The organism is Agrobacterium tumefaciens (assembly GCF_005221385.1).
Classification (GTDB): domain Bacteria; phylum Pseudomonadota; class Alphaproteobacteria; order Rhizobiales; family Rhizobiaceae; genus Agrobacterium; species Agrobacterium tomkonis.
Genome location: NZ_CP039904.1, coordinates 1,178,953 through 1,201,007, shown reverse-complemented (window position 1 = coordinate 1,201,007; position 22,055 = coordinate 1,178,953). Strand labels below are relative to the sequence as shown.

General features: G+C 60.1%; 19 protein-coding genes. 14 read left to right on the top strand and 5 right to left on the bottom strand.

Annotated elements, in window-relative coordinates; translation table 11 throughout:
* Positions 1–7: 7 nt before the first annotated feature.
* The 6 genes from CFBP6623_RS20720 to CFBP6623_RS20695 all read left to right on the top strand — a co-directional run bounded on the left by CFBP6623_RS20720 (position 8) and on the right by CFBP6623_RS20695 (position 7,445).
* Positions 8–1,006, top strand: coding sequence for a glycosyltransferase family 2 protein (locus CFBP6623_RS20720; protein ID WP_046801670.1), 999 nt, complete (start codon positions 8–10; stop codon positions 1,004–1,006).
* Positions 1,003–1,947 carry a glycosyltransferase gene (locus CFBP6623_RS20715; RefSeq protein WP_046801669.1) on the top strand — a complete coding sequence of 315 codons (945 nt, stop codon included), beginning with the start codon at positions 1,003–1,005 and terminating at the stop codon, positions 1,945–1,947. Before CFBP6623_RS20720 ends, CFBP6623_RS20715 begins: the two co-directional genes overlap by 4 nt.
* Positions 1,947–2,942 (top strand): glycosyltransferase family 2 protein, encoded by a 996-nt coding sequence (locus CFBP6623_RS20710; protein ID WP_046801668.1) that lies wholly within the window; start codon positions 1,947–1,949, stop codon positions 2,940–2,942. Before CFBP6623_RS20715 ends, CFBP6623_RS20710 begins: the two co-directional genes overlap by 1 nt.
* A gap of 67 nt (positions 2,943–3,009) precedes the next feature.
* Complete coding sequence (locus CFBP6623_RS20705) at positions 3,010–3,915, top strand: UTP--glucose-1-phosphate uridylyltransferase (protein ID WP_046801667.1); 906 nt, start codon at positions 3,010–3,012, stop codon at positions 3,913–3,915.
* A 108-nt stretch (positions 3,916–4,023) separates the two neighbouring features.
* On the top strand, positions 4,024–6,372 hold the full coding sequence (locus CFBP6623_RS20700) for a polysaccharide biosynthesis tyrosine autokinase (protein ID WP_046801666.1): 2,349 nt from the start codon (positions 4,024–4,026) through the stop codon (positions 6,370–6,372).
* A 128-nt stretch (positions 6,373–6,500) separates the two neighbouring features.
* On the top strand, positions 6,501–7,445 hold the full coding sequence (locus CFBP6623_RS20695) for a 2-hydroxyacid dehydrogenase (protein WP_046801665.1): 945 nt from the start codon (positions 6,501–6,503) through the stop codon (positions 7,443–7,445).
* 22 nt (positions 7,446–7,467) lie between these two features.
* Here CFBP6623_RS20695 and CFBP6623_RS20690 read toward each other — a convergent pair whose 3' ends face one another.
* Positions 7,468–10,443 (bottom strand): PAS domain S-box protein, encoded by a 2,976-nt coding sequence (locus CFBP6623_RS20690; protein ID WP_046801664.1) that lies wholly within the window; start codon positions 10,441–10,443, stop codon positions 7,468–7,470.
* A 375-nt stretch (positions 10,444–10,818) separates the two neighbouring features.
* Here CFBP6623_RS20690 and CFBP6623_RS20685 point away from each other — a divergent pair, with 375 nt between their 5' ends.
* From CFBP6623_RS20685 to CFBP6623_RS20675, 3 genes are all read left to right on the top strand, one after another.
* Positions 10,819–11,817, top strand: a complete 999-nt coding sequence (locus CFBP6623_RS20685; RefSeq protein ID WP_046801663.1) for an ABC transporter substrate-binding protein — start codon at positions 10,819–10,821, stop codon at positions 11,815–11,817.
* 227 nt (positions 11,818–12,044) lie between these two features.
* Positions 12,045–12,932, top strand: a complete 888-nt coding sequence (locus tag CFBP6623_RS20680) for an ABC transporter permease (RefSeq protein ID WP_046801662.1) — start codon at positions 12,045–12,047, stop codon at positions 12,930–12,932.
* Positions 12,925–13,986, top strand: coding sequence for a quaternary amine ABC transporter ATP-binding protein (locus CFBP6623_RS20675; protein ID WP_080842886.1), 1,062 nt, complete (start codon positions 12,925–12,927; stop codon positions 13,984–13,986). The genes CFBP6623_RS20680 and CFBP6623_RS20675 overlap by 8 nt, the downstream gene beginning before the upstream one ends.
* Here the strand turns inward: CFBP6623_RS20675 and CFBP6623_RS20670 are convergent.
* Positions 13,983–15,206: a TIGR03862 family flavoprotein gene (locus CFBP6623_RS20670; RefSeq protein WP_046801732.1), complete on the bottom strand. Its 1,224-nt coding sequence runs from the start codon at positions 15,204–15,206 to the stop codon at positions 13,983–13,985. The two genes, CFBP6623_RS20675 and CFBP6623_RS20670, sit on opposite strands and share 4 nt — an antisense overlap.
* 67 nt (positions 15,207–15,273) lie before the next feature.
* Between CFBP6623_RS20670 and CFBP6623_RS20665 the strand changes: the two genes are divergently transcribed.
* From CFBP6623_RS20665 to CFBP6623_RS20655, 3 genes are read left to right on the top strand one after another with little or no spacing between them, the layout of a single operon-like run.
* Positions 15,274–15,861, top strand: a complete 588-nt coding sequence (locus CFBP6623_RS20665) for an IMPACT family protein (protein WP_046801660.1) — start codon at positions 15,274–15,276, stop codon at positions 15,859–15,861.
* A 41-nt stretch (positions 15,862–15,902) separates the two neighbouring features.
* A complete protein-coding gene (locus CFBP6623_RS20660) occupies positions 15,903–16,571 on the top strand; it encodes an RluA family pseudouridine synthase (protein ID WP_046801659.1) in 669 nt (222 codons plus the stop codon).
* Between the two features lie 8 nt (positions 16,572–16,579).
* Positions 16,580–17,206: a class I SAM-dependent methyltransferase gene (locus CFBP6623_RS20655; RefSeq protein ID WP_046801658.1), complete on the top strand. Its 627-nt coding sequence runs from the start codon at positions 16,580–16,582 to the stop codon at positions 17,204–17,206.
* On the opposite strand, the gene CFBP6623_RS26920 is transcribed toward CFBP6623_RS20655, so the two are convergent.
* Positions 17,207–17,392 (bottom strand): hypothetical protein, encoded by a 186-nt coding sequence (locus CFBP6623_RS26920; RefSeq protein WP_046801657.1) that lies wholly within the window; start codon positions 17,390–17,392, stop codon positions 17,207–17,209.
* A 184-nt stretch (positions 17,393–17,576) separates the two neighbouring features.
* Between CFBP6623_RS26920 and CFBP6623_RS20645 the strand changes: the two genes are divergently transcribed.
* Together CFBP6623_RS20645 and CFBP6623_RS20640 are read left to right on the top strand one after the other, a co-directional pair.
* On the top strand, positions 17,577–18,806 hold the full coding sequence (locus CFBP6623_RS20645; protein WP_046801656.1) for a PQQ-dependent sugar dehydrogenase: 1,230 nt from the start codon (positions 17,577–17,579) through the stop codon (positions 18,804–18,806).
* Positions 18,807–18,893: 87 nt separating this feature from the next.
* A complete protein-coding gene (locus CFBP6623_RS20640) occupies positions 18,894–19,910 on the top strand; it encodes a DNA topoisomerase IB (protein WP_046801655.1) in 1,017 nt (338 codons plus the stop codon).
* 3 nt (positions 19,911–19,913) lie between these two features.
* Here the strand turns inward: CFBP6623_RS20640 and CFBP6623_RS20635 are convergent, their stop codons facing one another.
* On the bottom strand, positions 19,914–20,636 hold the full coding sequence (locus CFBP6623_RS20635) for a response regulator transcription factor (protein WP_010973515.1): 723 nt from the start codon (positions 20,634–20,636) through the stop codon (positions 19,914–19,916).
* A 1-nt stretch (position 20,637) separates the two neighbouring features.
* A complete protein-coding gene (locus CFBP6623_RS20630) occupies positions 20,638–21,873 on the bottom strand; it encodes a GAF domain-containing sensor histidine kinase (protein WP_080842885.1) in 1,236 nt (411 codons plus the stop codon).
* Positions 21,874–22,055 lie beyond the last annotated feature (182 nt).

The window sequence follows — 22,055 nt, the reverse complement described above, 5'->3', positions numbered from 1 at the left end:
GCAAATCATGGAAGGTCTTGGTCATTCCGGCATCAGAACGCTGATCGTCATACCCTGCCTCAATGAGGCGAAGACGATCGAGGGACTGCTTGTCAAATTCACCGGCGCGATGCAGGGGCGTCTTTTCCGCATCGTGGTTGCCGATGGCGGCAGCACGGACGGAACCCGCGATATCGTGACCGCCTTCGCGGCGAAGGATGATCGCGTCACGCTTCTCGCCAATCCCAAGCGCATCCAGAGCGCCGGCATCAACCTTGCCGTTGCCACGTTCGGCCAAGAATTCGACTATATGATCCGCATCGACGCTCATGGCGATTATCCGGATGATTATTGCCAACGGCTGATCGAGGATGCGGAACGCACCGGCGCGGATTCCGTCGTCGTCGCCATGGATACGGTCGGCCACGGCCTGTTTCAGAAGGCGACGGCCATCGCCCAGAATTCCAAGCTCGGCAATGGCGGCTCCAAGCACCGCGAAGGTGCCAAAGGCCACTGGATCGACCACGGCCACCACGCGCTGATGCGGATTGCCGCTTTCGATGCCGTGGGCGGTTATGACGAGAGCTTCAGCCACAATGAGGATGCCGAGCTGGACTTCCGCCTGCGCAAATCCGGCTTCCGCATCTGGATGACCGACAAGACCCGCATGACATATTATCCACGCGCGAGTGTCATGCCGCTGTTCCGGCAATACCTCGCCTATGGCCGCGGCCGGGCGAAGAACCTTTTGAAACATCGCTCGATCCCGAAAATCCGCCAGATGATCCCGCTCGCCGTGCTGCCGGTTTTCATCCTCGCGCTGCTGTCGCTTGTGCATTGGGTGGCACTTATTCCGCTCGGCCTCTGGATCGCCGCATGTGTGGGGTATGGCTTGTGGATGGCAATAGGTCAGAAAAACCCATACGGCCCGCTCGCCGCCTTTTCGGCGATGGTGATGCACCTGGCCTGGTCCACCGGCTTCTGGTTGGAACTCCTGAAATTCCGGGGAAGAAAGGCTGTCTCATGACCGACAACACCGTCACCCGCCCGCATGATTCGAAAACCGTCGATATCGGCATCTGCACCTACAGACGCCCGGCGCTCGTCGCCACACTTCTGTCACTCTTCGAGCTGGAGGTGCCGGAAGGCGTGACGGTTCGGCTGATTGTCGCCGATAATGACGAGGAGCCGAGCGCCAAGGCGAGTGTCGACCGCCTGCGCGAAAATGCGCCCTTCGAGATCACCTATGTGCATTGCCCGAAATCAAATATTTCGATTGCCCGCAACGCCTGCCTGTCGGAATGCCGGGCGGATTATCTCGCCTTCATCGATGATGACGAGACCGCCCCGCCGCATTGGCTCGCCGCCCTTCTGGAAAAGGCCGATGAAACCGGCGCGGAAACCGTTCTCGGCCCCGTAACGGCGGTTTACCGGGACAATGCGCCGGGCTGGATGAAACGCGGCGACTTTCACTCGACAGTCCCCGTCTGGGTCAATGGCGAGATCATCACCGGCTATACCTGCAATACGCTGCTCAAGATGGATGCGCCCTCGGTGAAGGGCCGGCGCTTCGCGCTGGCGCTCGGCCAAAGCGGCGGCGAGGATACTCATTTCTTCTCACATCTTCACACCGCGGGCGGGCGTATCGTTTTTGCGGAAGACGCCGTCTTGTCGGAGCCGGTTCCGGAAAATCGCGCAAGCTTCATGTGGCTTGCCAAGCGCCGCTTCCGCTCCGGCCAGACCCATGGCCGTGTGCTGGCCGAAAAGAAGCCCGGCGCACGCCGCGTGGTGCAGGTGCTGAAGGCTGGCTCGAAAGTGCTGTATTGCGGCGTATTTGCAGCCTTGAGCGGCTTCAACGCCGTGCGCCGTAACCGCTATGCACTGCGTGCCGCATTGCATATGGGTTCGATGAGCGGCGCCTTCGGCGTGCGTGAAATCCGCCAGTACGGCGCGGTGGAGGCGACCTGATGGGAAACCTTTCCTCGCCGCCCGATATCACCTTCGTCATCGCCGCCTATAATGCCGCCGATACGATTGAAGCCGCCGTTCAAAGCGCGCTCGACCAGCAGGGTGTGACGCTGGAAGTCGTCGTCGTGGATGACCGTTCCGCCGATGACACCATTGCGCTCGTAGAAGGTATCGCCATCATCGATCCGCGTGTCCGTCTGCTTGCTCTCGCAGAAAACCTCGGTCCGGGCGGTGCACGCAATGCCGGTATCGAAGCCGCAACCGGACGCTGGATCGCGGTGCTCGATTCCGACGATGTCATCCGCCCGGAGCGCTCCGCCTGCATGATGTGCCGGGCGGAAGCCGCCAATGCGGCAATTGCGGTCGATAATCTCGATGTCGTCTATACTGACGGCAGGCCCATGGAGACGATGTTTCCGGAAGAATTTCTGGAGGAACGGCCGGTTCTCACGCTCGAGGACTTCATCTCCTCCAACATTCTTTTCCGCGCCACCTTCAACTTCGGCTACATGAAGCCGATGTTCCGGCGCGATTTCCTCAATGTCGAGGGACTGCGCTTCCGCGAGGATATCCGCATCGGCGAGGATTATATCCTGCTCGCCTCGGCGCTCGCCGCCGGCGGTCTTTGCGTCATCGAACCGAAGCCGGGTTATGTCTACAATATCCGCGAAGGCTCGATTTCGCGCGTGCTCGAACTTCATCACGTCGAAGCGATGATGCGGGCGGATCAGGAATTCCTCAGCCATTACACTTTGCTGCCCGCCGCCATGGATGCGCAGCAGGCGAGAGCCCGCAGCCTGCGGCTGGCGCATAATTTTTTGACATTGGTGGAAAACATCAAGAGCCGCTCGGTACTCGGCGCCTTGAAGACCACGATCAGGGATCCCGCCGTGCTGGGGCACTTAAGAATGCCCATTGCGGTGCGGCTGAGGAGGCTGCGGGACGCCATGTTTGCGCCCGCGGCGAATACAGGGGTGAAAAGACAGATTTCGTGAAATTGACGCGTGGACGAAATCTGCGCGGGGACTGGGGACAGATCAAACCTTGATGAAGGAGAACGCGATGGACCTGAACAAAACTGTCAGAAAAGCCGTCATTCCCGTAGCTGGCAACGGCACACGGTTTTTGCCCGCCACCAAGGCGATGCCGAAGGAAATGCTGACGATCGTCGATCGTCCAGTCGTGCAATATGCCGTTGACGAAGCCATGCAGGCCGGCATCGAACATATTATTTTCGTAACGAGCCGCAACAAGACCGCCATCGAAGACTATTTCGACAGCGCGCCTGAGCTCATCAACACGCTCACCCGCTCCGGTAAGACCGTGCAGGTGCTGCAGCTGGAAAAGATGCTGCCGGTTGCCGGCACCGTCAGCTATACGCGCCAGCAGGTGCCGCTCGGTCTCGGCCACGCCGTCTGGTGTGCGCGTGAACTGGTTGGCAAGGAGCCTTTTGCCCTGCTTCTGCCTGACATGGTGTCTTACGGCGCGCGCGGCTGCATTGCCGGGCTGATGGAGCTTTACGACGAAGTCGGCGGCAATATTCTCGGCGTCGAAGAATGCCTGCCCGAAGAAGTGTCGTCCTATGGCGTCGTCGGCGTCGGCCAGAAGGTCAATCACGGCTTTTCCGTCACCGAAATGGTCGAAAAGCCGGAACCATCCAAGGCGCCTTCGAATTATTACCTGAATGGCCGTTACATCCTGCAGCCGGAAATCTTCGATATTCTCGCCAGACAGGAGCGCGGCGCGGGCAATGAAATCCAGTTGACCGACGGCATGAAGCGGCTTGCTGAAAAGCAGGGTTTCCATGCGCAGAAATACAGCGGGCGCACTTTCGACTGCGGCAGCAAGCAGGGCTTCATCGCCGCCAATGTTGCCTTTTCGCTGATGCGCGCCGACATGGAGGCGCAGGTTCTCGCTTCCGTGAAGGAGCTGGTGGCAAACCACGAAAGCCGCGTTCGGGCGGCCTGACTTTAATCGCGCCGCCGGGGAGGCGGCTGGCGCACCAATAACGGGGGGCGGGAAGGCGAGCCAAGGCTCGGCTTCCCGCGTACCATTTTTAATTCACAAGGTAGGTCCATGCACCACAAGACCTTTAAATCCAACATCGGCTTTCCGGATTCCGGCAAGGATTCCGACACGTTTATCGACCTCGACCGCCTGTGGGCCGCCGTGGTTCGCCGTGCCAATGTCATTGCCGCTTCGGTCATTGCCGCCGTGGTTCTGGCCGGCCTTTATCTGGTGCTTGCGACCCCCGTTTACACCGCGATGACGCAGGTGCTGCTGGATGAAAGCCTTTCCCGTTATGCGGAAGAGGAATCACCGGTGCCCGCCGCGCAGATCGTCGACAACCGCATTGCCAGCGCCGTGGAAATTCTGAAATCCAAGGAAATGGCATTGACCGTGGTGGACAAGGCCAAGCTCGATGAGAACGACATCATCGTCAATCCGCCGATGTCGCCCGTCGAGCTCGTCAAATCCTCCGTGCGCGGCGTCCTCGATCTTGTCCTGCCCGGCGATCCACCCGCCTCCGAAGCCGCAATCCGCGCTGGACGTCGTGAAAAGGCGGCCGCAATTCTGCAGCAGTCGCTGACGGTAGAGCGTGTCGGCCGCAGTTCCGTCATCGCCATCTCCACCCGCTCGACCGACCGGCAGCTGGCCGCGCAGATCGCCAAGACCTATGCGCAGGCCTACCTCACCGAACAGCTGAACGCCAATTTCGACGCCAGCGAACGCGCCTCGGTTTGGTTGCAGGAGCGCATGACCGACCTCAACCAGCGCGCCCAGGCGGCTGAGCTTGCGGTGCAGAAATTCAAGTCGGACAATAATATCGTCTCCTCGCGCGGCGAGTTGATGTCGGAAGGCCAGCTTGCCGATCTCAACGGCCAGTTGATTGCGGCTCAGGCGGATGCCGCAACGGCCTCTGCCCGCTATAACCAGTATAAGTCGATCATCGACCGCGGACCTGACGTGGCTGTTGATAACGCCGTCGTTTCGGCACGCGACACCGACAATTCGGTCATTCAGGATCTGCGCAAACGCTACATCACCATTTCCGACCGGCAGCAGGGCATCGTCCAGCAATTCGGCGCCGATCACCCGCAGGCGATCGCACTGGATGCCGAAAAGAAAGAGGTTTCGCGGCAGATCTATCAGGAACTGCAACAGCTAACCGGCAGTCTGAAGAACGAATTCGACGTCGCCAATTCCCGCGTGCAGTCGTTGCGCGACAATATTGAAGGCGTTGCCGGCCGCAATTCGCAGGCCAATATCACCATGGTGCAATTGCGCGAGCTCGAGCAACGGGCAACCGCGCTGCGAACCCTCTACCAGTCCTATCTCGGTCGTTTCGAGGAGGCCTCGCAGAAACAGTCGCTGCCGATCGCCAAGGCCCGCATCATCTCTGAAGCCGGTCTGCCGACAGCCCCTTCCAGCCCGAAAAAGACCATGACCATGGCGCTTTCGGTCATTCTCGGCCTGATGCTGGGCGGCGGTATTGCTGCACTTCTCGAGTTCCGCGACCGGTTTTTCCACACCGGCAACGATGTGCGCGACAATCTGCGCATGCGCTTTCTGGGCTACCTGCCGTTTATCGGCGAAAGGGGCGTGGAAACAGCAAAACCGGGCACCAGCGCCGCCACCCCCGGCGGCGAGAATGCCACGCTTGATGAAAGCGGTCAGGTCTCGTTCCAGAAGATGCTGCGTCTTGCGGTCGACAGCCCGCGCTCCAGCTTTGCGGAGACGCTGCGCAACGTGAAACTGACGGCGGATGTCGTCATTCAGGAGCGCCAGTGCCGGGTCATTGGCGTCATTTCCTGCCTGCCGAACGAGGGCAAGTCGGTCGTGGCGCTCAATCTGGCCGGGCTGATCGCCTCCACCGGCAAACGCACGCTGGTGGTGGATGCCGATATCCGCAATCCCGGCCTCAGCCGCATGCTGACCACACGGCAATCCGCCGGTCTGGTAGAAGTCGTTCTCGACGAAATTCCATGGACCCAGGCGGTGAAGGTCGATACGCGCACAAAGATGGGCATTCTGCCGGTTTCCACCAGCAACCAGTTCGCCCATTCCAGCGAATTGCTGGCTTCCTCCGGCATGCGCAAATTCATCGATCAGGCACGCGAGGCCTGCGATTACATCATCGTCGACCTTGCACCGGTGGTCCCCGTCATCGACGCCAAGGCCTTTGCGCCGCAGGTGGACGGCTTCGTTTTCGTCACCGAATGGGGCAAGACGCCGATCCAGATGGTGCAGAACCTGATGGCTAACGAACCGCAGATCGCCAACAAGACGCTGGGCATCGTGCTCAACAAGACCGACATGACGGAATTGCAGCGTTATGCCGGCCCGGGTGGTTCGGAGCATTATCACGAGAGCTTCTCGGCCTACTACGGCGATGCCAAGCCGCCGGTGAAGGAAAATGCCTGATAACAGAACGGCCCGGGAAACCGGGCCGTTTTCATTCTATTGAAGTTTAAACCGACAGGCCTATGGCATTACCCCACAAAACTGCGCATTGATGGCGGCACCGTCATAATCAAGCAGGACCTGTTTTCATGTCATCACCCATCGCCTTTGTTTCGCGGATGAATGCGGAAACGGAAGCCGTCTGGAAGCACGCGCTTCGTGCCGCCATGCCGCAGGAAGAAATCCTCTCCTTTTCCGAATTGACCAACGAGCAGAGACGGGCCGTGAATTTCGCCATCGTCGCCAATCCCGATCCGGCCGATATTGCCGCATTGCCGGGCCTGACGTGGATTCACAGTCTCTGGGCGGGCGTCGAGCGGCTGGTGCTGGAACTGGGCGACAAGGCTCCGCCCATCGTCCGGCTGAAGGATCCGGAGCTTTCACGCGTCATGGCCGAAGCCGTGCTGGCCTGGACTTATTATCTGCAACGCGACATGCCAGCCTATCGCGACAACCAGCAGAAGACACTCTGGCAGGAGTTCGATTACCGCCATCCGCGCGAGATGACCATCGGCCTCCTTGGCCTCGGCGCACTTGGCACGGCCGCGGCCGAACGCTTGCGCCACGCCGGCTTCAACGTTGCCGGCTGGAGCCGCTCCGCCAAGGCGATCGACGGAGTGGAAACTCTGACCGGGGATGACGGGCTGCAAACATTGCTGGAAAAGAGCGACATTCTCGTCTGTCTCGTGCCGCTCACCGATGCGACACGCGGTCTTCTCGATGCCGGCCGTCTCGCCGCGATGAAAAACGGCGCAGCACTCATCAACTTCGCCCGTGGCGCGGTCATCATTGCCGAGGATCTGATTGCGGCACTCGATTCCGGGAGGCTTTCGCATGCCGTTCTCGATGTCTTCGAGCAGGAGCCATTGCCCGTCTCTTCCGCCTTCTGGCAGCACCCGAAGGTCACCGTCCTGCCGCATATTTCCGCACCGACAAGCCGCGAAAGCTCAGCCCGCATTGTCGCCGGCAATGTTTACACATGGCGCGAAACAGGTACGCTCCCGGAAACGGTCGATATGGCGCGCGGTTACTGACCCTGCAAAAATGGCAGGCGGCCTATTCGGCCGCCACCGTTCCGCCTGCATGGGCCAATTCGACAGCGGAGATGATCTGCTGTTCGTCATAGGGCTTGGTCAACAGTACCGCATTTTCTGGCGCACCTTCGGGCAGATGGCTATCACCAGTCGCAAAGACGACGGCCATGCCCGGCTTTCGGCGCAGGGCCTCCACTGCCAGTTCACCGCCCTTCATGTCAGGCAGGCCGATATCGGTCACGAGAACATCGATATGTTCCGCCTCGACCACCTTCAGCGCCTGTGCCGCATTTCCGGCTTCTACGACAATAAAGCCGCAATCGGACAGCATCTCCGTCGAATTCATCCGGATCAATTCGTCATCCTCCACCAGAAGGACGCGTATCGTGTTGTTTTCGTTTTCCGAGGGCCGCGCGGCTTCCGCTGGCTTTGAATGACCCGATACCGATGCCGGCCGTGCCTTCGACAACGAAACCTGCTTGCGGTTGGCGATGACGTGGCGAATGCGCCGCGCCAGCGCTTCCCGCGTATAGGGCTTGGAGAGAAGTTCCACCCCGGCATCCAGCTTGCCGCCATGCACGATGGAATTTTCCGTATAACCCGAGGTGAAGAGGACGGCGAGATTGGGCAGGCGTTCCTGTGCGCGGCGCGCCATTTCCCGGCTTTTCAAAGGCCCCGGCATCACCACATCGGTGAAGACGACATCGATCGGGACGCCGCTTTCCACCACCGTCAGACCCGCCTGCGCATCGCGGGCGGTGAGTACGCGGTAACCGAGATCGCTCAGCGTCTCGACAACGGTGCTGCGCACCTCTTCGTCGTCTTCAACGACAAGTATGGTTTCCGTTCCGCCCTCAACGGGGCCGGTATGCACCACCACTTCACGATCTTCGTCGGCAGCCGAGCGCGGCAGATACATCTTGACCGTCGTGCCCTGCCCTGGCTCACTGTAGATATTGACGTGGCCACTGGACTGTTTCGCGAAACCATAAACCATAGAAAGGCCAAGGCCAGTGCCCTTGCCCTCCGGTTTGGTCGAAAAGAACGGCTCGAAGACCTTTTCCAGAATTTCCGGCGACATGCCGGAGCCGGTGTCGGTAACGGCGAGCATGACATATTGCCCCGCCGAAACCTCGGAATGTTTGCGGGCATAATCACGGTCGAGAACCGCATTGCCGACCTCGATCGTCAGCTTGCCGTGTCCTTCCATGGCATCGCGCGCATTGATCGCCAGATTGAGCAGCGCATTTTCCACCTGGTTGGGGTCGGCATAAGTGTTCCACAGTCCGCCGGAGGTGATGACCTCCACCTCGATCGCCTCGCCGAGTGAACGGCGCAGCAGATCATCCATGCCGGTGACAAAACGGGCGATGTTGATGACACGCGGCTCCAGCGCCTGACGCCGCCCGAAGGCCAGAAGCTGGCTGGCGAGCTTTGCGCCGCGATGGACGCCGGCAAGCGCGTTTTCCAGCCGCCGCTCGGCCCGCTCATTGCCGATCACATCCTTCGACAGCAATTGCAGATTACCCGCAATCACCTGGAGGAGATTATTGAAATCATGCGCCACGCCGCCGGTCAGCTGACCGATGGATTCCATTTTCTGCGCCTGCTGCAAGGCTCTTTCGGTCTGGCGGCGTTCAGCCATTTCCGTCTCGACGCGGGCTTCAAGGCCTTCGTTCAACTGGCGAAGCTGCTCTTCCGCCCGGATACGGTGACGAATCTCGCGCTCGAGATTGCTCGCATGGTCCTTGAGGGTGTTTTCCGCCCGGCGCTGTTCGGTGACGTCCGTATGGACACCGACCCATTCCGCAATGACGCCGGCCTTGTCGAAAATCGGTACGCCACGGATCGCAAAGGTGCGGTAGACACCGTCATGACGGCGCACGCGATGTTCCCACACATAGGTCGCCCTGGCGGAAACCGCCTTTTTCCAGCTTTCGAGCGAATGTTCACGGTCGTCAGGATGAACCGCCTCAACCCAACCGGCCCCCTGATATTCCTCAAAGCTCTGGCCGGTCAGCGCCCCCCAGGCGGGTTGCTCTCCCAGCATCCTGCCATCGGCGCTGTTGGTCCACAGCACGCCATGCACGGCATCCACCGCCGCACGGAACCGATTGTTGCTGAGCAGTATTTCCTGCTCGGATCGTTTTCTATCCTCGATATCGATGATCAGCACATAAATGCCGTCGATGGAGCCATCGGCGATGTAGCGCGGAACATAACGGATTTCAGCGGCGCGAGTGGTCCCGTCCGGTCTCTGGATCACGGTATCGGAAACGATCTTTTCACCGCCGAGTGCGCGGTCGAGATAGGCCCGCCGGGCCTCGAAAAACGTCTCGCCGACAATCTCGGGAACACTGCGGCCGATCACCTCGTTGGCGCTGCGACCGAACCATTCCAGATAACCGTCATTAGCAAACTTATAAACGTAGTCGCGATCGACATATCCCACCAGGATCGGCAGGGCGTTGGTAAGCCGGCTCAGTTCCTTACGGCTCTGCTCCAGCGCCTCCACCGCCTTCACCTTGTCGGTGTTTTCAAGGACGGTGCACAAGACACCATCCACGGTGCCGCCATCATTGTAGATCGGCGTGTAGAACAGGTCGAAGATGACCTCTTCCGGCAGGCCATTGCGCATCAGCGTCATCGGCTGGTCGCGATAGGCCATGACCTCGCCGCGAAAACCCGCCTCCAGAATGCGGCTGTTCCAGTCCCAGATTTCCGGCCAGATACCGGGCACCGTGCCGCCCAGCGCCCGGGGATGATAATTGCCGGCTATCTCCGCATAACCGTCATTATAGATCATCACGTGATCCGCGCCCCACATCAGCACCTGCGGAATGGGAGAATTAACGACGGAATTGGCCTTCTGCCTCAGGTTTTGCGGCCATTCGTTAATCGAACCGAGCGACGTCTTCGACCAGTCGAAAACGCGCACGAGCTCACCCGTTTCACCGCCACCGATCGGCCATACCGGGGCAGCACGAAGATTGGTCATTCAATATCACCACAAAAACAGAGACGAAATTTCCCGTAATACAGAACCGGATAAAAGTCCAAGAAAACAGATGCTTCCGTTTATTGTTCCCGGCTTTTCGCAATTTCGGAAAAGTTCCATTTTTTTGCAGGACGTCCGCAGGGGCATCCGGCAAGGTTAAGAACAGCGCCGCCCCAATGTCGCAAATTGTGCACCCTCACCCGTACTGGTGGGCAATTGCCGGACAATTGATTGACAATTGCCATCCTCAATACGCCAGAAATTGCCGCAAACGGAATGGCAACAAGGGAATTATTAACGCTCAATACGGGCGCTGACGGTCGCGGTGCCGTCCGCACCCGGGTCTTCGCCACACCGCGACCAGAGGGAACAACAATGAAAATACTTTTGGGTGCCACAATCTTGTCCGCCGGCTTCGCCTTTTCAGGCGGCACAGCCTTCGCCGCCGACTGCGGAAACGTGACCATTGCCAGCATGAATTGGCAATCCGCCGAAGTCGCCGCCAATCTCGACAAATTCATTCTTGAAAACGGCTATGGATGTTCCGCCGAAATCGTCACCGGCGACACCGTACCGACATTGACCTCCATGGCCGAAAAGGGCCAGCCGGACATCGCTCCCGAAGCCTGGGTCAGCCTGCAGCCGGAAATCGTCAAACAGGGGCTGGAAGGCGGCAAAGTCGTCACGGCCGCCAAGATCCTGTCGGATGGCGCCGTTCAGGGCTGGTGGATTCCGAAATATGTCGCCGACGCAAATCCCGATCTCAAGACCATTCCCGACCTCTTCAAGCACCCCGAACTCTTCCCCTCCCCTGAGGACAAGGCGAAGGGCGCCGTCTTTAACGGCCCGCAGGGCTGGGGTGGCACGGTCGTCACCGCGCAATTGTTCAAGGCGTTCGGTGGTGAAAAAGCCGGCTTCACCCTCGTCGATACCGGTTCTGCAGCGGGTCTCGACGGCTCCGTCGCCAAGGCTTACGAGGCAAAGCAGCCGTGGGTCGGTTATTACTGGGCGCCCACCTCGCTGCTCGGCAAATATGAGATGGTAAAGCTCGGCTTCGGCACCGAATATGATGCGGCTGAATGGAAGCGCTGTACATCGGTTGCCGATTGCGCCGATCCGAAGCCGAACGCGTGGCCGATCGACGACGTGCAGACGCTGGTGAGCAAGACCTTTGCCGACCGTGCCGGCCCGGCCATGGACTATCTGAACAAGCGCGCCTGGACCAACGACACCGTCAACAAGCTGATTGCCTGGATGACAGACAATCAGGCGACCGGCGAAGATGGTGCCAAACAATTCCTGAAGGAAAACGAAGCGCTCTGGACGGGCTGGGTGTCTCCTGAAGTCGCACAAAAGGTCAAGGCCGCCCTTTAAGGTCGGCCCGGCATATCTGCCCGGCAAGCGGCGTCCGCCAGAGGCGGCGCCGAGCCGCATCGATGCCCGAAAACCAGCCGGTTCTCAAAAAAGCACGATGCGCCGGTTCAACAGGAATAGAGCGTCCCGCCTGGCGTCACCGAAGACGCGGCGGCGCTCTGGCGATTTTACTCCCGGAGCGCAGCGGATATCGATCCCCGCCTCCGGTTCGTCATGGAGAACAGGATATGGAATGGCTTTTCAAATTTCCGGCCATGAATGACGATGCCCTGCGTGCGCTGAAGAAAGTCATCGATGAAGGGTTCCGGGCATTTACCCGAACCTATGGCAGCGCAATAGAGGGGCTGTTCACACCCCTCCAGAGCTTTCTCATCTGGGCGGAAAGGCTTTTGATCGGCGCGCCCTGGCCGGTCGTTATTCTTATTGTCGCCGTGCTCGCCTGGCTCGCCAGCCGCAGCGCCACCATTGTTGCCCTCTGTTGCGGCATTCTCTTCGCCATCGGCTGGTTCGGCATGTGGGAGGATACGATGAAGACGATTTCGATGATCTTCGTCTGCGCCGTGCTGTCCATCGTCATCGGCCTGCCGATCGGCATCGCCATGGCGCGCTCCAACCGCCTGCAGAGCGTGGTCAATCCCGTTCTCGACGTGATGCAGACGATGCCGAGTTTCGTCTATCTCATTCCCGTCGTCATGCTGCTCGGCATCGGCCGCGTGCCCGGCGTCATCGCCGTCGTCATCTACGCCATTCCGCCGATGATCCGGCTCACCAATCTCGGCATCCGCATGGTCGACCGTGACGTGCTGGAAGCTGCCGATGCCTTCGGTTCTTCGAAGCGCCAGAAGCTCTTCAAGGTGCAGCTGCCGCTGGCGCTGCCCACCATCATGGCCGGCATCAACCAGACCATCATGATGGCGCTTGCCATGGTCGTCATCGCCTCCATGATCGGCGTGCAAGGCCTTGGCCAGCCGGTGCTGAAGGCCATCGCCAACCAGTATTTCACGCTCGGCGTGTTCAACGGGCTTGCCATTGTCGGCATCGCCATCATCTTCGACCGCATCAGCCAGGCCTATGGCCTTCGCCTGCAAAAACACCGGGAAGTGGCGCATGGCTAGTCAATCGATCGAAATTCGCAGCCTCTACAAGATTTTCGGCCCCAAGGCGGCAGATTTTGTCGAACCCGTCAAAGCCGGCATGTCCAAGACGGAACTCAACGCCAAACATGGCCATGTGCTCGGGCTGCGGGATATCAACATCACCATGCCGGGCGGGCAGATCACCGTCATCATGGGCCTTTCCGGTTCCGGAAAATCGACGCTGATCCGCCACGTCAACCGGCTGATCGACCCGACCGCCGGCGAAATCCTCTATGGCGGCACCGATGTCTGTCGCCTCAGCGAAGCCGACCTTCTGGAATTCCGCCGCCACAAGACGGCGATGGTGTTCCAGAAATTCGGGCTGCTGCCACATCGCAACGTGCTGCAAAATGTCGTCTACGGCCTTGAGGTGCAGGGCATCGACAAGCGCGAGCGGGAGGAAAGGGCCGAAGTCTGGATCCGGCGCGTAGGGCTGGAGGGCTTCTCCAGCCACTATCCGAACCAGCTTTCCGGCGGCATGCAGCAGCGTGTGGGTCTCGCCCGGGCACTGACCAACAATGCCGAAATCCTGTTGATGGACGAAGCCTATTCGGCGCTCGATCCGCTCATCCGTGTCGATATGCAGACGGTGCTTTTGGAGTTGCAGAAGGAGTTGAAAAAGACCGTGGTCTTCATCACCCACGATCTGGATGAAGCGCTGCGGCTGGGCGACAAGATCGCCATCTTACGCGACGGCGAGATCATTCAGCAGGGTACGGCGGCCGAGATCGTCATGTCGCCGGCCGACAGCTATATCGAAGCCTTCGTGGAAGAGGTCAATCGCGGCAGGGTCATCCGTCTCGGCGCCATTGTCCAGCCAGAATTTTCCGGCCAGTCGCGGCTTCAACTCGATGCGGATATGACCGTTGAAGAAGGCCTGCGCGCACTCGTGCGGGAAAATGTCGGCAACGCTGTGGTCGTGGGGGAAAACGGCAAGGTGCTTGGCTCAGTTACCACGGATGCCATCATGCGCTGCCTCGTCAGGACCGCGCATAGTGAGGAAGCTGGGGCCGCTGAACGCCTGTTAGGTTAGCCTTCAAGCCATTTGGCCATTCCGTTCGCCGCCGCCTTACCGGTGGCGAAACAGGCAGTCAGCAGATAACCGCCGGTCGGCGCTTCCCAGTCCAGCATTTCCCCGGCAGCGAATATGCCGGGGAGTTTTTTCAGCATGTAGTTTTCATCGAGACCGCTCCACGCGATACCACCTGCCGATGAAATTGCCTCGGCGATCGGCCTCGGCCTGAGAAGCGGTATTTCCGCATGTTTCATCCTCGCTGCGACGAAATCATCCGGCATGGCCGCTATGTCGGGGAAGATTTCCCGCAGCAGTCCGACCTTCACGGCGGAGAGACCAGCAGCCTTGCGCATGCGGTTCGCAAAACTCTCCTTCCGTCCAAGCTTCGCCAGATCGCGGCTGAGGCGTTCCACCGTGCGTCCCGGGGCAAGATCAACGGTGAGCGAGGCCTTGCCCGTAAGTTCCAGCCGGTCGCGCAACGCAGCGGAATGGGCATAAACCACACTGCCCTCAATACCATGTTTCGTGACCACGAATTCGCCCTGAAAGGCTCCGGCCGGCGAAATGGTGATGGTGGATTTCACCGCTTCACCGGCGAAACGCCCGCGAAAGACATCACTCCATTCGGCGTCGAAACCGCAATTGGCGGGACGGAACGGAGAAAACTCCACGCCTTTGGCCGTAAGCGCCGGAACCCATGCGGCATCGGACCCCAGACGCGGCCAGCTTGCGCCACCCAGTGCCAGAAGCACGGCATCGGCCTTAACTTCAACCGCGCCTGCCGGCGTCTCAAAAACCAGTTGATCGTCGGAAAAGCCTGTCCAGCGATGCCGTGTCCTGATGGAAACACCTTGTGCTTCCAATCGGGCGAGCCAGGCGCGCAGCAGCGGCGAGGCTTTCATGGCCTTGGGGAACACCCGGCCCGATGTGCCGACAAAGGTCTCCTGCCCCAGCCCATGCGCCCAGTCGCGCAGCATGTCAGGCGTGAAATCGTCGAGGGCGGCGCGCAGCCGCGGTTCGGCATCGCCAAAACGATGGCGGAAACTGTCGTAGTCTTCGGCATGGGTGATGTTGAGTCCGGATTTTCCAGCCATCAGCAATTTGCGCGCCACGGTTGGCATCGCCTCGAACACCATCACAGTATTGCCTGCGACCGAGAGCATTTCGGCCGCCATCAATCCCGCCGGTCCACCGCCGACAATCGCGACCTGCCTCGCCTTTGCCAAAACCCTCTCCATCACCATCTTCGCCTTTGAGAGCCTTATACCGATTTCCGGATGCGAATATATGCGATATTGAACGCCCATGTTCACGCTCGACCGCGCCGTTACCTTTTCGCAGGATATCAAGAAAAGCCGCTTTATCGCCTTTGCCGCGCCGATAACCGGCGAGGAGGACGCAAAAAGCTTCCTCGTGACGCATTCGGATCTCGATGCCAACCACAATTGCTGGGCGTGGCGCTGCGGTCAGACCTATCGTTTCAGCGATGACGGCGAACCCTCGGGTACGGCCGGCAAACCGATCCTTCAGGCCATTGACGGCCAACAGCTGGATAATATCGCCGTTCTCGTCATCCGCTGGTTTGGCGGCATCCTGCTCGGCAGCGGCGGCCTGATGCGCGCTTATGGCGGCACGGCGGCAGCCTGCCTTCGCCTTGGTGAAACCTCGCCCGTCATCGCCTATGTCAGCGCCACGCTGAGCTGCCCCTTCTCCGATCTGGCGCTGGTAAAATCCCGCCTTTCCGCCACGCAGAACCTGCGGTTGGAGAGGGAGGATTTTACCGGCACCGGTGCGGATATGATGCTTTCCGTTCCGGCCGGGGAGGCCGAACGGCTCACCCGGCTTTTAAGCGACCTGACCAGCGGGCGCGTCAATCTCCACATTCCCGACTAAGCACGCCTGTCCGAATGTGAGATTCGTGCTAAGGAAGCGCCATGTCATCTGAACTTTCCAACCCCGTCTACAATCCGCCGCTCGACCCTTGGCTCACCATCGTGCACCGGGATGACGATCTGCTGGTTTTGGACAAACCGAGCGGGCTTCTATCCGTGCCCGGGCGCGACCCGGCGCTCTCCGACAGCCTGATGACGCGGGTGCAGAAACAGTTTCCGAAAGCGCTGATGATTAACCGGCTGGACAAGGACACATCAGGCATCGTGCTGATGTCGTTGAACCGCAAGGCCCATGCCGCCATCGCCGCCCAGTTCGAGAACCGTGAGACGCGTAAATCCTATGTGGCCGTCGTCTGGGGCACGGTCGCGGATGAAGCGGGCGAGGTGGACCTGCCGCTGGCGATCGATCCTGACAACAAGCCACGCAATCGCGTGGACCATGAAAATGGCAAGCCGTCGCAAAGCCTATGGCGGGTGTTGGAGCGATTGCCGCTTCCGGCAACGCGGCTGGAACTCACGCCCCTCACCGGCCGCACCCACCAATTGCGGGTGCATATGAAGGCGCTCGGCCATCCGATTCTCGGTGATGAATTTTATGCCGATGGCGAGGCGCTCGCGGCCGCCCCGCGCCTGATGCTGCATGCGCAAGAAGTGGGCTTTCGCCATCCCGATGGCCGCGACGTCACTTATACCGTACCCTGCCCGTTCTGAGGCCTGCGATGAAAGAACAAGACGAAAGCTTCGTGGTGGATTTTGTCGGCGGTGCGGTCGGGCACCGTTTCCGCTCCGGCGAGGGGCGCGGACAGGCCCTGCCCAAAGCCGCCGGTTTTACGAAGGGCCGCACGCCAAAAATCGTCGATGCCACGGCGGGGCTGGGGCGAGATGCGTTCCTGCTTGCGTCGCTCGGAGCAGACGTTACCCTCATTGAACGCTCACCGGGCATGCACGCCCATCTCGCCGACGGTATTCGCCGCGCATTGGAGGCAGGCGGCGCCTATGCCGAGGCGGCAGCGCGCATGACGCTGCTGCAAGGCGATTCACGCGAGTTGTTGCAAGAACTTTCACCCGAAGTGGTCATCGTCGACCCCATGCATCCGCCGCGCCACAACACGGCGCTGGTGAAAAAAGAAATGCGGGTGCTGAGAGAACTGGTGGGTTCTGATCCCGATCAGGTAGAGCTGATGGAGGTGGCGCTCGAACATGCAACGAAGCGGGTGGTTCTGAAATGGCCGCTGCGGGCTGAGCCGATGCCAGGCATTCGCAAGCCCTCCCATCAGATAATGGGCAAGAATACCCGTTATGATGTCTTCATGATCTTCGGGAAATCGACCGACCCGGAGGAATGATCAGCGGAAACTCGGCTTACGCTGCGCATTCATCAGCAGCTCGTGCCGCGAAGCGAACTCGCCGAAGAGTTTTCTCAGCCGGGTCTCTTCGGCCTTATCCAGCCGGTAACGGCGGCAGAATTCCGCAACATTCAGGATCGGCTTCGGTCTGTTCCCGTCTATGGTCCTGTTATCAATGATCTGCATGGCACCCTCCTTTAACCAGAGGGAAAACGTGATGGCGCGCTTGCGGTTCCTTACGAATTCACATGGATGAGAAAAGGGGCGTGCGACAGTACACGACCTCATCAAGTTTTCTTGAAACTCTCGCAGGAAACGAAATCCTCCCCAAATGGTTCTCTGCCTGACGTAAACGAAGGAAGGGAGACCCATGTTCCACAACAACCGATTTCTGAGTTCGACGATCTTATGTGCGCTGCTTGCCGTGCCGTTCGCCGGCGCCGCCCATGCACAGACCGCTCCGGCTGCCGAAACGAAACGGCCAAATGCGCCGGATCAGAAGCCGGCTTTCGAGGGCCAGACGCGCGCGCCGCAGGCAGCTGCCCAGCCGAACATTGAAAAAACCGTCGTCGCCGAGGGTCTTCCGCATCTTTGGTCGATGGAATTCCTTCCCGACGGCCGCATGATCGTCGCCGCCAAGGAAGGCGCCATGCATATCGTCGCTGATGGCAAGGCCGGCCCGGCGATCGCGGGTGTGCCCGAGGTGGCATCCGCCGGACAGGGTGGTCTTCTCGACATCGCGCTGGCTCCCGATTTCGAGACATCGCGTAAAATCTTCTTTTCCTTCTCCGAACCACGTGATGGCGGCAACGGCACCTCCGTCGCTTCGGCCAAGCTGGCCGAAGATGGCGGTGCGGCAAAACTGGAAGATGTCTCGGTGATTTTCCGCCAGATGCCCACCTATGACGGCGACAAGCATTTCGGCTCCCGCCTCGTCTTCGGACCTGACAAAGAGCTTTACGTCACCGTCGGCGAACGTTCGGATGCAACACCACGCGTGCAGGCCCAGGATCTGTCGAGTGGTCTTGGCAAGGTCTTCCGCATTGATGCCGAAGGCAAGGCTTTTGAGGGTAACCCCTTCGCCGGTCAGCAGAATGCCCTGCCGGAAATCTGGAGCTATGGTCACCGCAACCTGCAGGCCGCAGCGCTGGATGGAGAGGGCAGGCTCTGGACCGTGGAACACGGCCCGAAGGGCGGCGATGAGCTCAACATGCCGAAAGCGGGCCTGAATTACGGCTGGCCGGTGATTACCTATGGCGTCGAATATAGCGGCCGGTCGGTTGGCGAAGGCGTTACCGCCAAGGAAGGCATGGAACAGCCGGTCTATTATTGGGACCCCGTTATCGGCCCTTCCGGCATGACCTATTATGACGGCGACCAGATTCCCGAATGGAAGGGCGCCTTCATTGTCGGTGGTCTGGTGAGCCAGGGTCTCGTCATCCTGCATATCGATGGAGACAGGGTCGCGACCGAAAGCCGGCTACCGCTGGAAGCGCGCATCCGCGACGTGAAGGTCGGTCCGGATGGCGCGATCTATGCCGTGACCGAAGAGCGCGGCGGCGGCGAATCGCAGATTCTGCGGATTGCCAAGGCCGGTTGAGAAAACTCACGACTGGAACGACAGGCCGCCGGAACGAAGGCGGCCTGTTTTTCGTTTGCCGCAGCGTGAAACCTGCCGGAAGAAACCATGCCACAACCGCCCACCCGCCTTCTTGCCAAAATCGGACTTGCCTATGTCAACGATCAGGAGCCGGGCATTGCCCGCGAGAAACGCGGACGCGGTTTCTGTTACCGTCTGCCGGGCGGAGAATTACTGTCCGACAGCGTAGAACTGAAGCGCATCAAGGCGCTCGGCGTGCCACCAGCCTACCGGGACGTATGGATATGCATTGATCCCACCGGGCATCTACAGGCAACCGGCTTCGATGCCCGTGGGCGAAAACAATATCGCTATCATCCTGACTGGCACGCCCTGCGGGGTGAGACGAAATTCTTCCAGCTCAAAAGCTTCGGCAAGGCGCTGCCCGCCATTCGTCGCCGGGCCATTGCCGATATCGAGAAACAGGATCACGGGCCGGAGATGACGCTGGCCGCGCTCACGCTGCTGCTCGATGCCGCCTATCTGCGCGTCGGCAACCGTTCCTATCTCGAAACCAACGGCACCTATGGCGCGACGACGTTGCTCAAACGCCACGTCTCCTTTGGTGAGACCATCGAATTGCGCTTTGCCGCCAAGGGCGGACAGAAGGTGAAGCGCCAGTTGCGCCACCCCCGGCTTCAGAAGATACTTGAGGAAATCGCCGATCTGCCCGGCAAGGAACTCTTCGTCTGGCAGGATAGCGAAAACCGGGTGCATTCAGTCGATTCCAGCGATCTCAACGCTTACCTCTCCCGCACCGGCGGCGCCGGAATTTCCGCCAAGACGTTCCGTACCTGGGGCGGAACATTGGCGGCCTTCTGCGATGCGATGGAGCATGTGGCGTCAGGTGAAAAACCAAGCATAAAGGGCATGTGTCAGGCGGCAGCGACGGAGCTTTCCAATACACCCGCCATCTGCCGCAAGAGTTATGTGCACCCTGCCGTTCTCGAGATTGCGACGGAGGAAAGGGCGCAGAAAAAGCTTGGCCGCATTTTGAAAGTTGGGGCAAAGCCCGTTTACGGCCTCAGGGCGGATGAAAGACGGCTGCTTGCCTTCCTGCCGTAGGGCTCAGCGGCTCCCCGCCCATTCCGCCAGTTCCCGCTCGGCCCTTTCCAGCGCACTGTAATTCAAAAGCTTGCGCAGGAAGGCCACCGTGACGGCGCGGGTTCGAAGATTATACCGGCCTTCCGCATCATCATCACCAGGAGCCTGATGCACGTTCAACTTTTCATAGAGGCTTTGCAGCCGGTTCTGCACGCTGCGCAGCGACAAGTTGCGACGGCGCGCAATCGCCTTGTCGGTGAGGCCGAGTGCGACATCGACAAGGATTTCATATTCGGAATCGGTAAAACCGTGCGCCTTGCCGAGGCTCTTTTCCTGCAGGCCGCGCACTTCCCGGTCGATCACGCATTGCGCCTCGATGAAGATGCTGCGCAGCGCCAGCCGTAACCGATCGTCGGAGGCCGATTTCAGCACGTAGCCATAGGCAGCCCCTTCCGGCACGATGCGGGAGACGCCGCGCACATAGGCCTCGTCGGAATAGTTGGACCAGAACAGGATGCGTGTATCCGGCCTTTCCTTCCAGATGGTGCGCGCCGCCTCAATGCCGTTGCGCTCGTTCATCTGCAAATCCATGACAATATGGGCGGCCCGGTTTTCCCGCGCGAGCTTTTCACCGGTTCTGCCGTTGGCCGCTTCCAGCACCTTGTCGCATTCCGGCAGGGCGGCACGCACGGCCTCGTTCAGATAGGCGCGGTGCAGCGCATCGTCCTCGACGATCAGCACGTCCATGTCACACATCCTCCCGCCGGTCGAAAGCGCTTTCCGGCAGCGTTACAGTAATGCGGGTTCCGGCTCCCGCACCGTTACCGCCAATATCGAACCGCGCCGAAATCAGCCGCGCCCGCGTCTTCATGTTGCCGATGCCGAGACCGCCGGAGGCTCCGCCTTCACCGCCGCCGCTGCCGTCATCGCTCACCGTCACCCGCAACCCGCCATCGACGGACGAAAGCGTCACGGCAATGGTTTCCGGTTGGGCGTGGCGAATGGCATTGTTGACCGCCTCCTGCACGATGCGGAACAGCGAGATGGCCACCGTCTTGTCGAGCGTTTCCACCAGCCCGTCGGTCTCATCGGTTACCGACCATTCAATCGCATATCCGCTGTCACGGACGGAGCGGTCCACATAGGTCTCGATCGCCTGCACGACGCCGAACAATTGCAGGATGGAGGGTTTTGCCTCCTCGATGATTTCACGCAGGTCCTGCATGCAATGCTGCAGGCTGCGCACCACCGGCTCCAGCATCTCGCCCGAAACATCGGAAGCATGGCTCATGCGCTCGATGCGCCGCGCCAGCCGTGTGAGATCCGCCAGCGTCTGGTCATGAAGATCCATGCCGATGCGCTGCCGTTCGGCCTCCAGCGCCTCGGTCAATTGCAGGGCACCCAGCCGCAGGCCCTCTTCGCGAGCATTGGCGCGCGCCTCCTCGATGGCGGAACGCTTGGCCTGTTCGGCGGCACGGATGGCGTAGAAATAGGGCGCCAGCAAATCCGCAACCGCGCGGGCATTGGCGACATCCTCCACCCCATAGGCGTCCGACTGGTGTGACGAACAGCTGAGCGCGCCGATGATATCGCCATGCACCTTCATCGGCACATGCAGGCGGCTGTGCAGGCCAAGTTCGATGATCGGGCTCGAAAACGAACCTTCGAAGTGAAAGCGCGGATCGGCGCAGGCATCGCCGCTCAAAAGATATTCGACCGCACCTGATAGCAGGGACCGGATCGGGCTACCGGTCAGAAGGGCGGGCGGCTGCCGGCTCCACGCACTGACCAGACCGCTCTCATAGGCAATATGGTACTTGTCATCCAGCTGCTTGATGCAGACATCCATATGGTCATGCGGGATGATATGGCTGATCTCGGTGGCAACCGCCTGAATGATGGCATTGAATTCCAGCTGCCCGGCGAGCAGCCGCGAAATGCCCATATAGTGGTGAAACAGAGCGCTTTTCGGCGTATCCAACATGTGCGGGCACCCTCCCAAGCGCCTGCCTTCGACCATTGCGGCTGAGATGACCCTTCGGAATGCCGCATCATCCATTCTGCGCCGGGCAAGGCCGGTTCGTCCTGCGGGTTCCCGCATGCTTTCTGCGGAAACCCGCAGGAAGATTGCCGTGATCCGCCTATACAAGCCAAATCTTCTTGGTC

What these genes read in the sequence shown, in the direction of transcription:
- CFBP6623_RS20720 (WP_046801670.1), top strand. Translation starts at nt 8, where the DNA reads ATGGAAGGTCTTGGTCATTCCGGCATCAGAACGCTGATCGTCATACCC.
- CFBP6623_RS20715 (WP_046801669.1), top strand. Translation starts at nt 1,003, where the DNA reads ATGACCGACAACACCGTCACCCGCCCGCATGATTCGAAAACCGTCGAT.
- CFBP6623_RS20710 (WP_046801668.1), top strand. Translation starts at nt 1,947, where the DNA reads ATGGGAAACCTTTCCTCGCCGCCCGATATCACCTTCGTCATCGCCGCC.
- CFBP6623_RS20705 (WP_046801667.1), top strand. Translation starts at nt 3,010, where the DNA reads ATGGACCTGAACAAAACTGTCAGAAAAGCCGTCATTCCCGTAGCTGGC.
- CFBP6623_RS20700 (WP_046801666.1), top strand. Translation starts at nt 4,024, where the DNA reads ATGCACCACAAGACCTTTAAATCCAACATCGGCTTTCCGGATTCCGGC.
- CFBP6623_RS20695 (WP_046801665.1), top strand. Translation starts at nt 6,501, where the DNA reads ATGTCATCACCCATCGCCTTTGTTTCGCGGATGAATGCGGAAACGGAA.
- CFBP6623_RS20690 (WP_046801664.1), bottom strand. Translation starts at nt 10,443, where the DNA reads ATGACCAATCTTCGTGCTGCCCCGGTATGGCCGATCGGTGGCGGTGAA.
- CFBP6623_RS20685 (WP_046801663.1), top strand. Translation starts at nt 10,819, where the DNA reads ATGAAAATACTTTTGGGTGCCACAATCTTGTCCGCCGGCTTCGCCTTT.
- CFBP6623_RS20680 (WP_046801662.1), top strand. Translation starts at nt 12,045, where the DNA reads ATGGAATGGCTTTTCAAATTTCCGGCCATGAATGACGATGCCCTGCGT.
- CFBP6623_RS20675 (WP_080842886.1), top strand. Translation starts at nt 12,925, where the DNA reads ATGGCTAGTCAATCGATCGAAATTCGCAGCCTCTACAAGATTTTCGGC.
- CFBP6623_RS20670 (WP_046801732.1), bottom strand. Translation starts at nt 15,206, where the DNA reads ATGGAGAGGGTTTTGGCAAAGGCGAGGCAGGTCGCGATTGTCGGCGGT.
- CFBP6623_RS20665 (WP_046801660.1), top strand. Translation starts at nt 15,274, where the DNA reads ATGTTCACGCTCGACCGCGCCGTTACCTTTTCGCAGGATATCAAGAAA.
- CFBP6623_RS20660 (WP_046801659.1), top strand. Translation starts at nt 15,903, where the DNA reads ATGTCATCTGAACTTTCCAACCCCGTCTACAATCCGCCGCTCGACCCT.
- CFBP6623_RS20655 (WP_046801658.1), top strand. Translation starts at nt 16,580, where the DNA reads ATGAAAGAACAAGACGAAAGCTTCGTGGTGGATTTTGTCGGCGGTGCG.
- CFBP6623_RS26920 (WP_046801657.1), bottom strand. Translation starts at nt 17,392, where the DNA reads ATGCAGATCATTGATAACAGGACCATAGACGGGAACAGACCGAAGCCG.
- CFBP6623_RS20645 (WP_046801656.1), top strand. Translation starts at nt 17,577, where the DNA reads ATGTTCCACAACAACCGATTTCTGAGTTCGACGATCTTATGTGCGCTG.
- CFBP6623_RS20640 (WP_046801655.1), top strand. Translation starts at nt 18,894, where the DNA reads ATGCCACAACCGCCCACCCGCCTTCTTGCCAAAATCGGACTTGCCTAT.
- CFBP6623_RS20635 (WP_010973515.1), bottom strand. Translation starts at nt 20,636, where the DNA reads ATGGACGTGCTGATCGTCGAGGACGATGCGCTGCACCGCGCCTATCTG.
- CFBP6623_RS20630 (WP_080842885.1), bottom strand. Translation starts at nt 21,873, where the DNA reads ATGTTGGATACGCCGAAAAGCGCTCTGTTTCACCACTATATGGGCATT.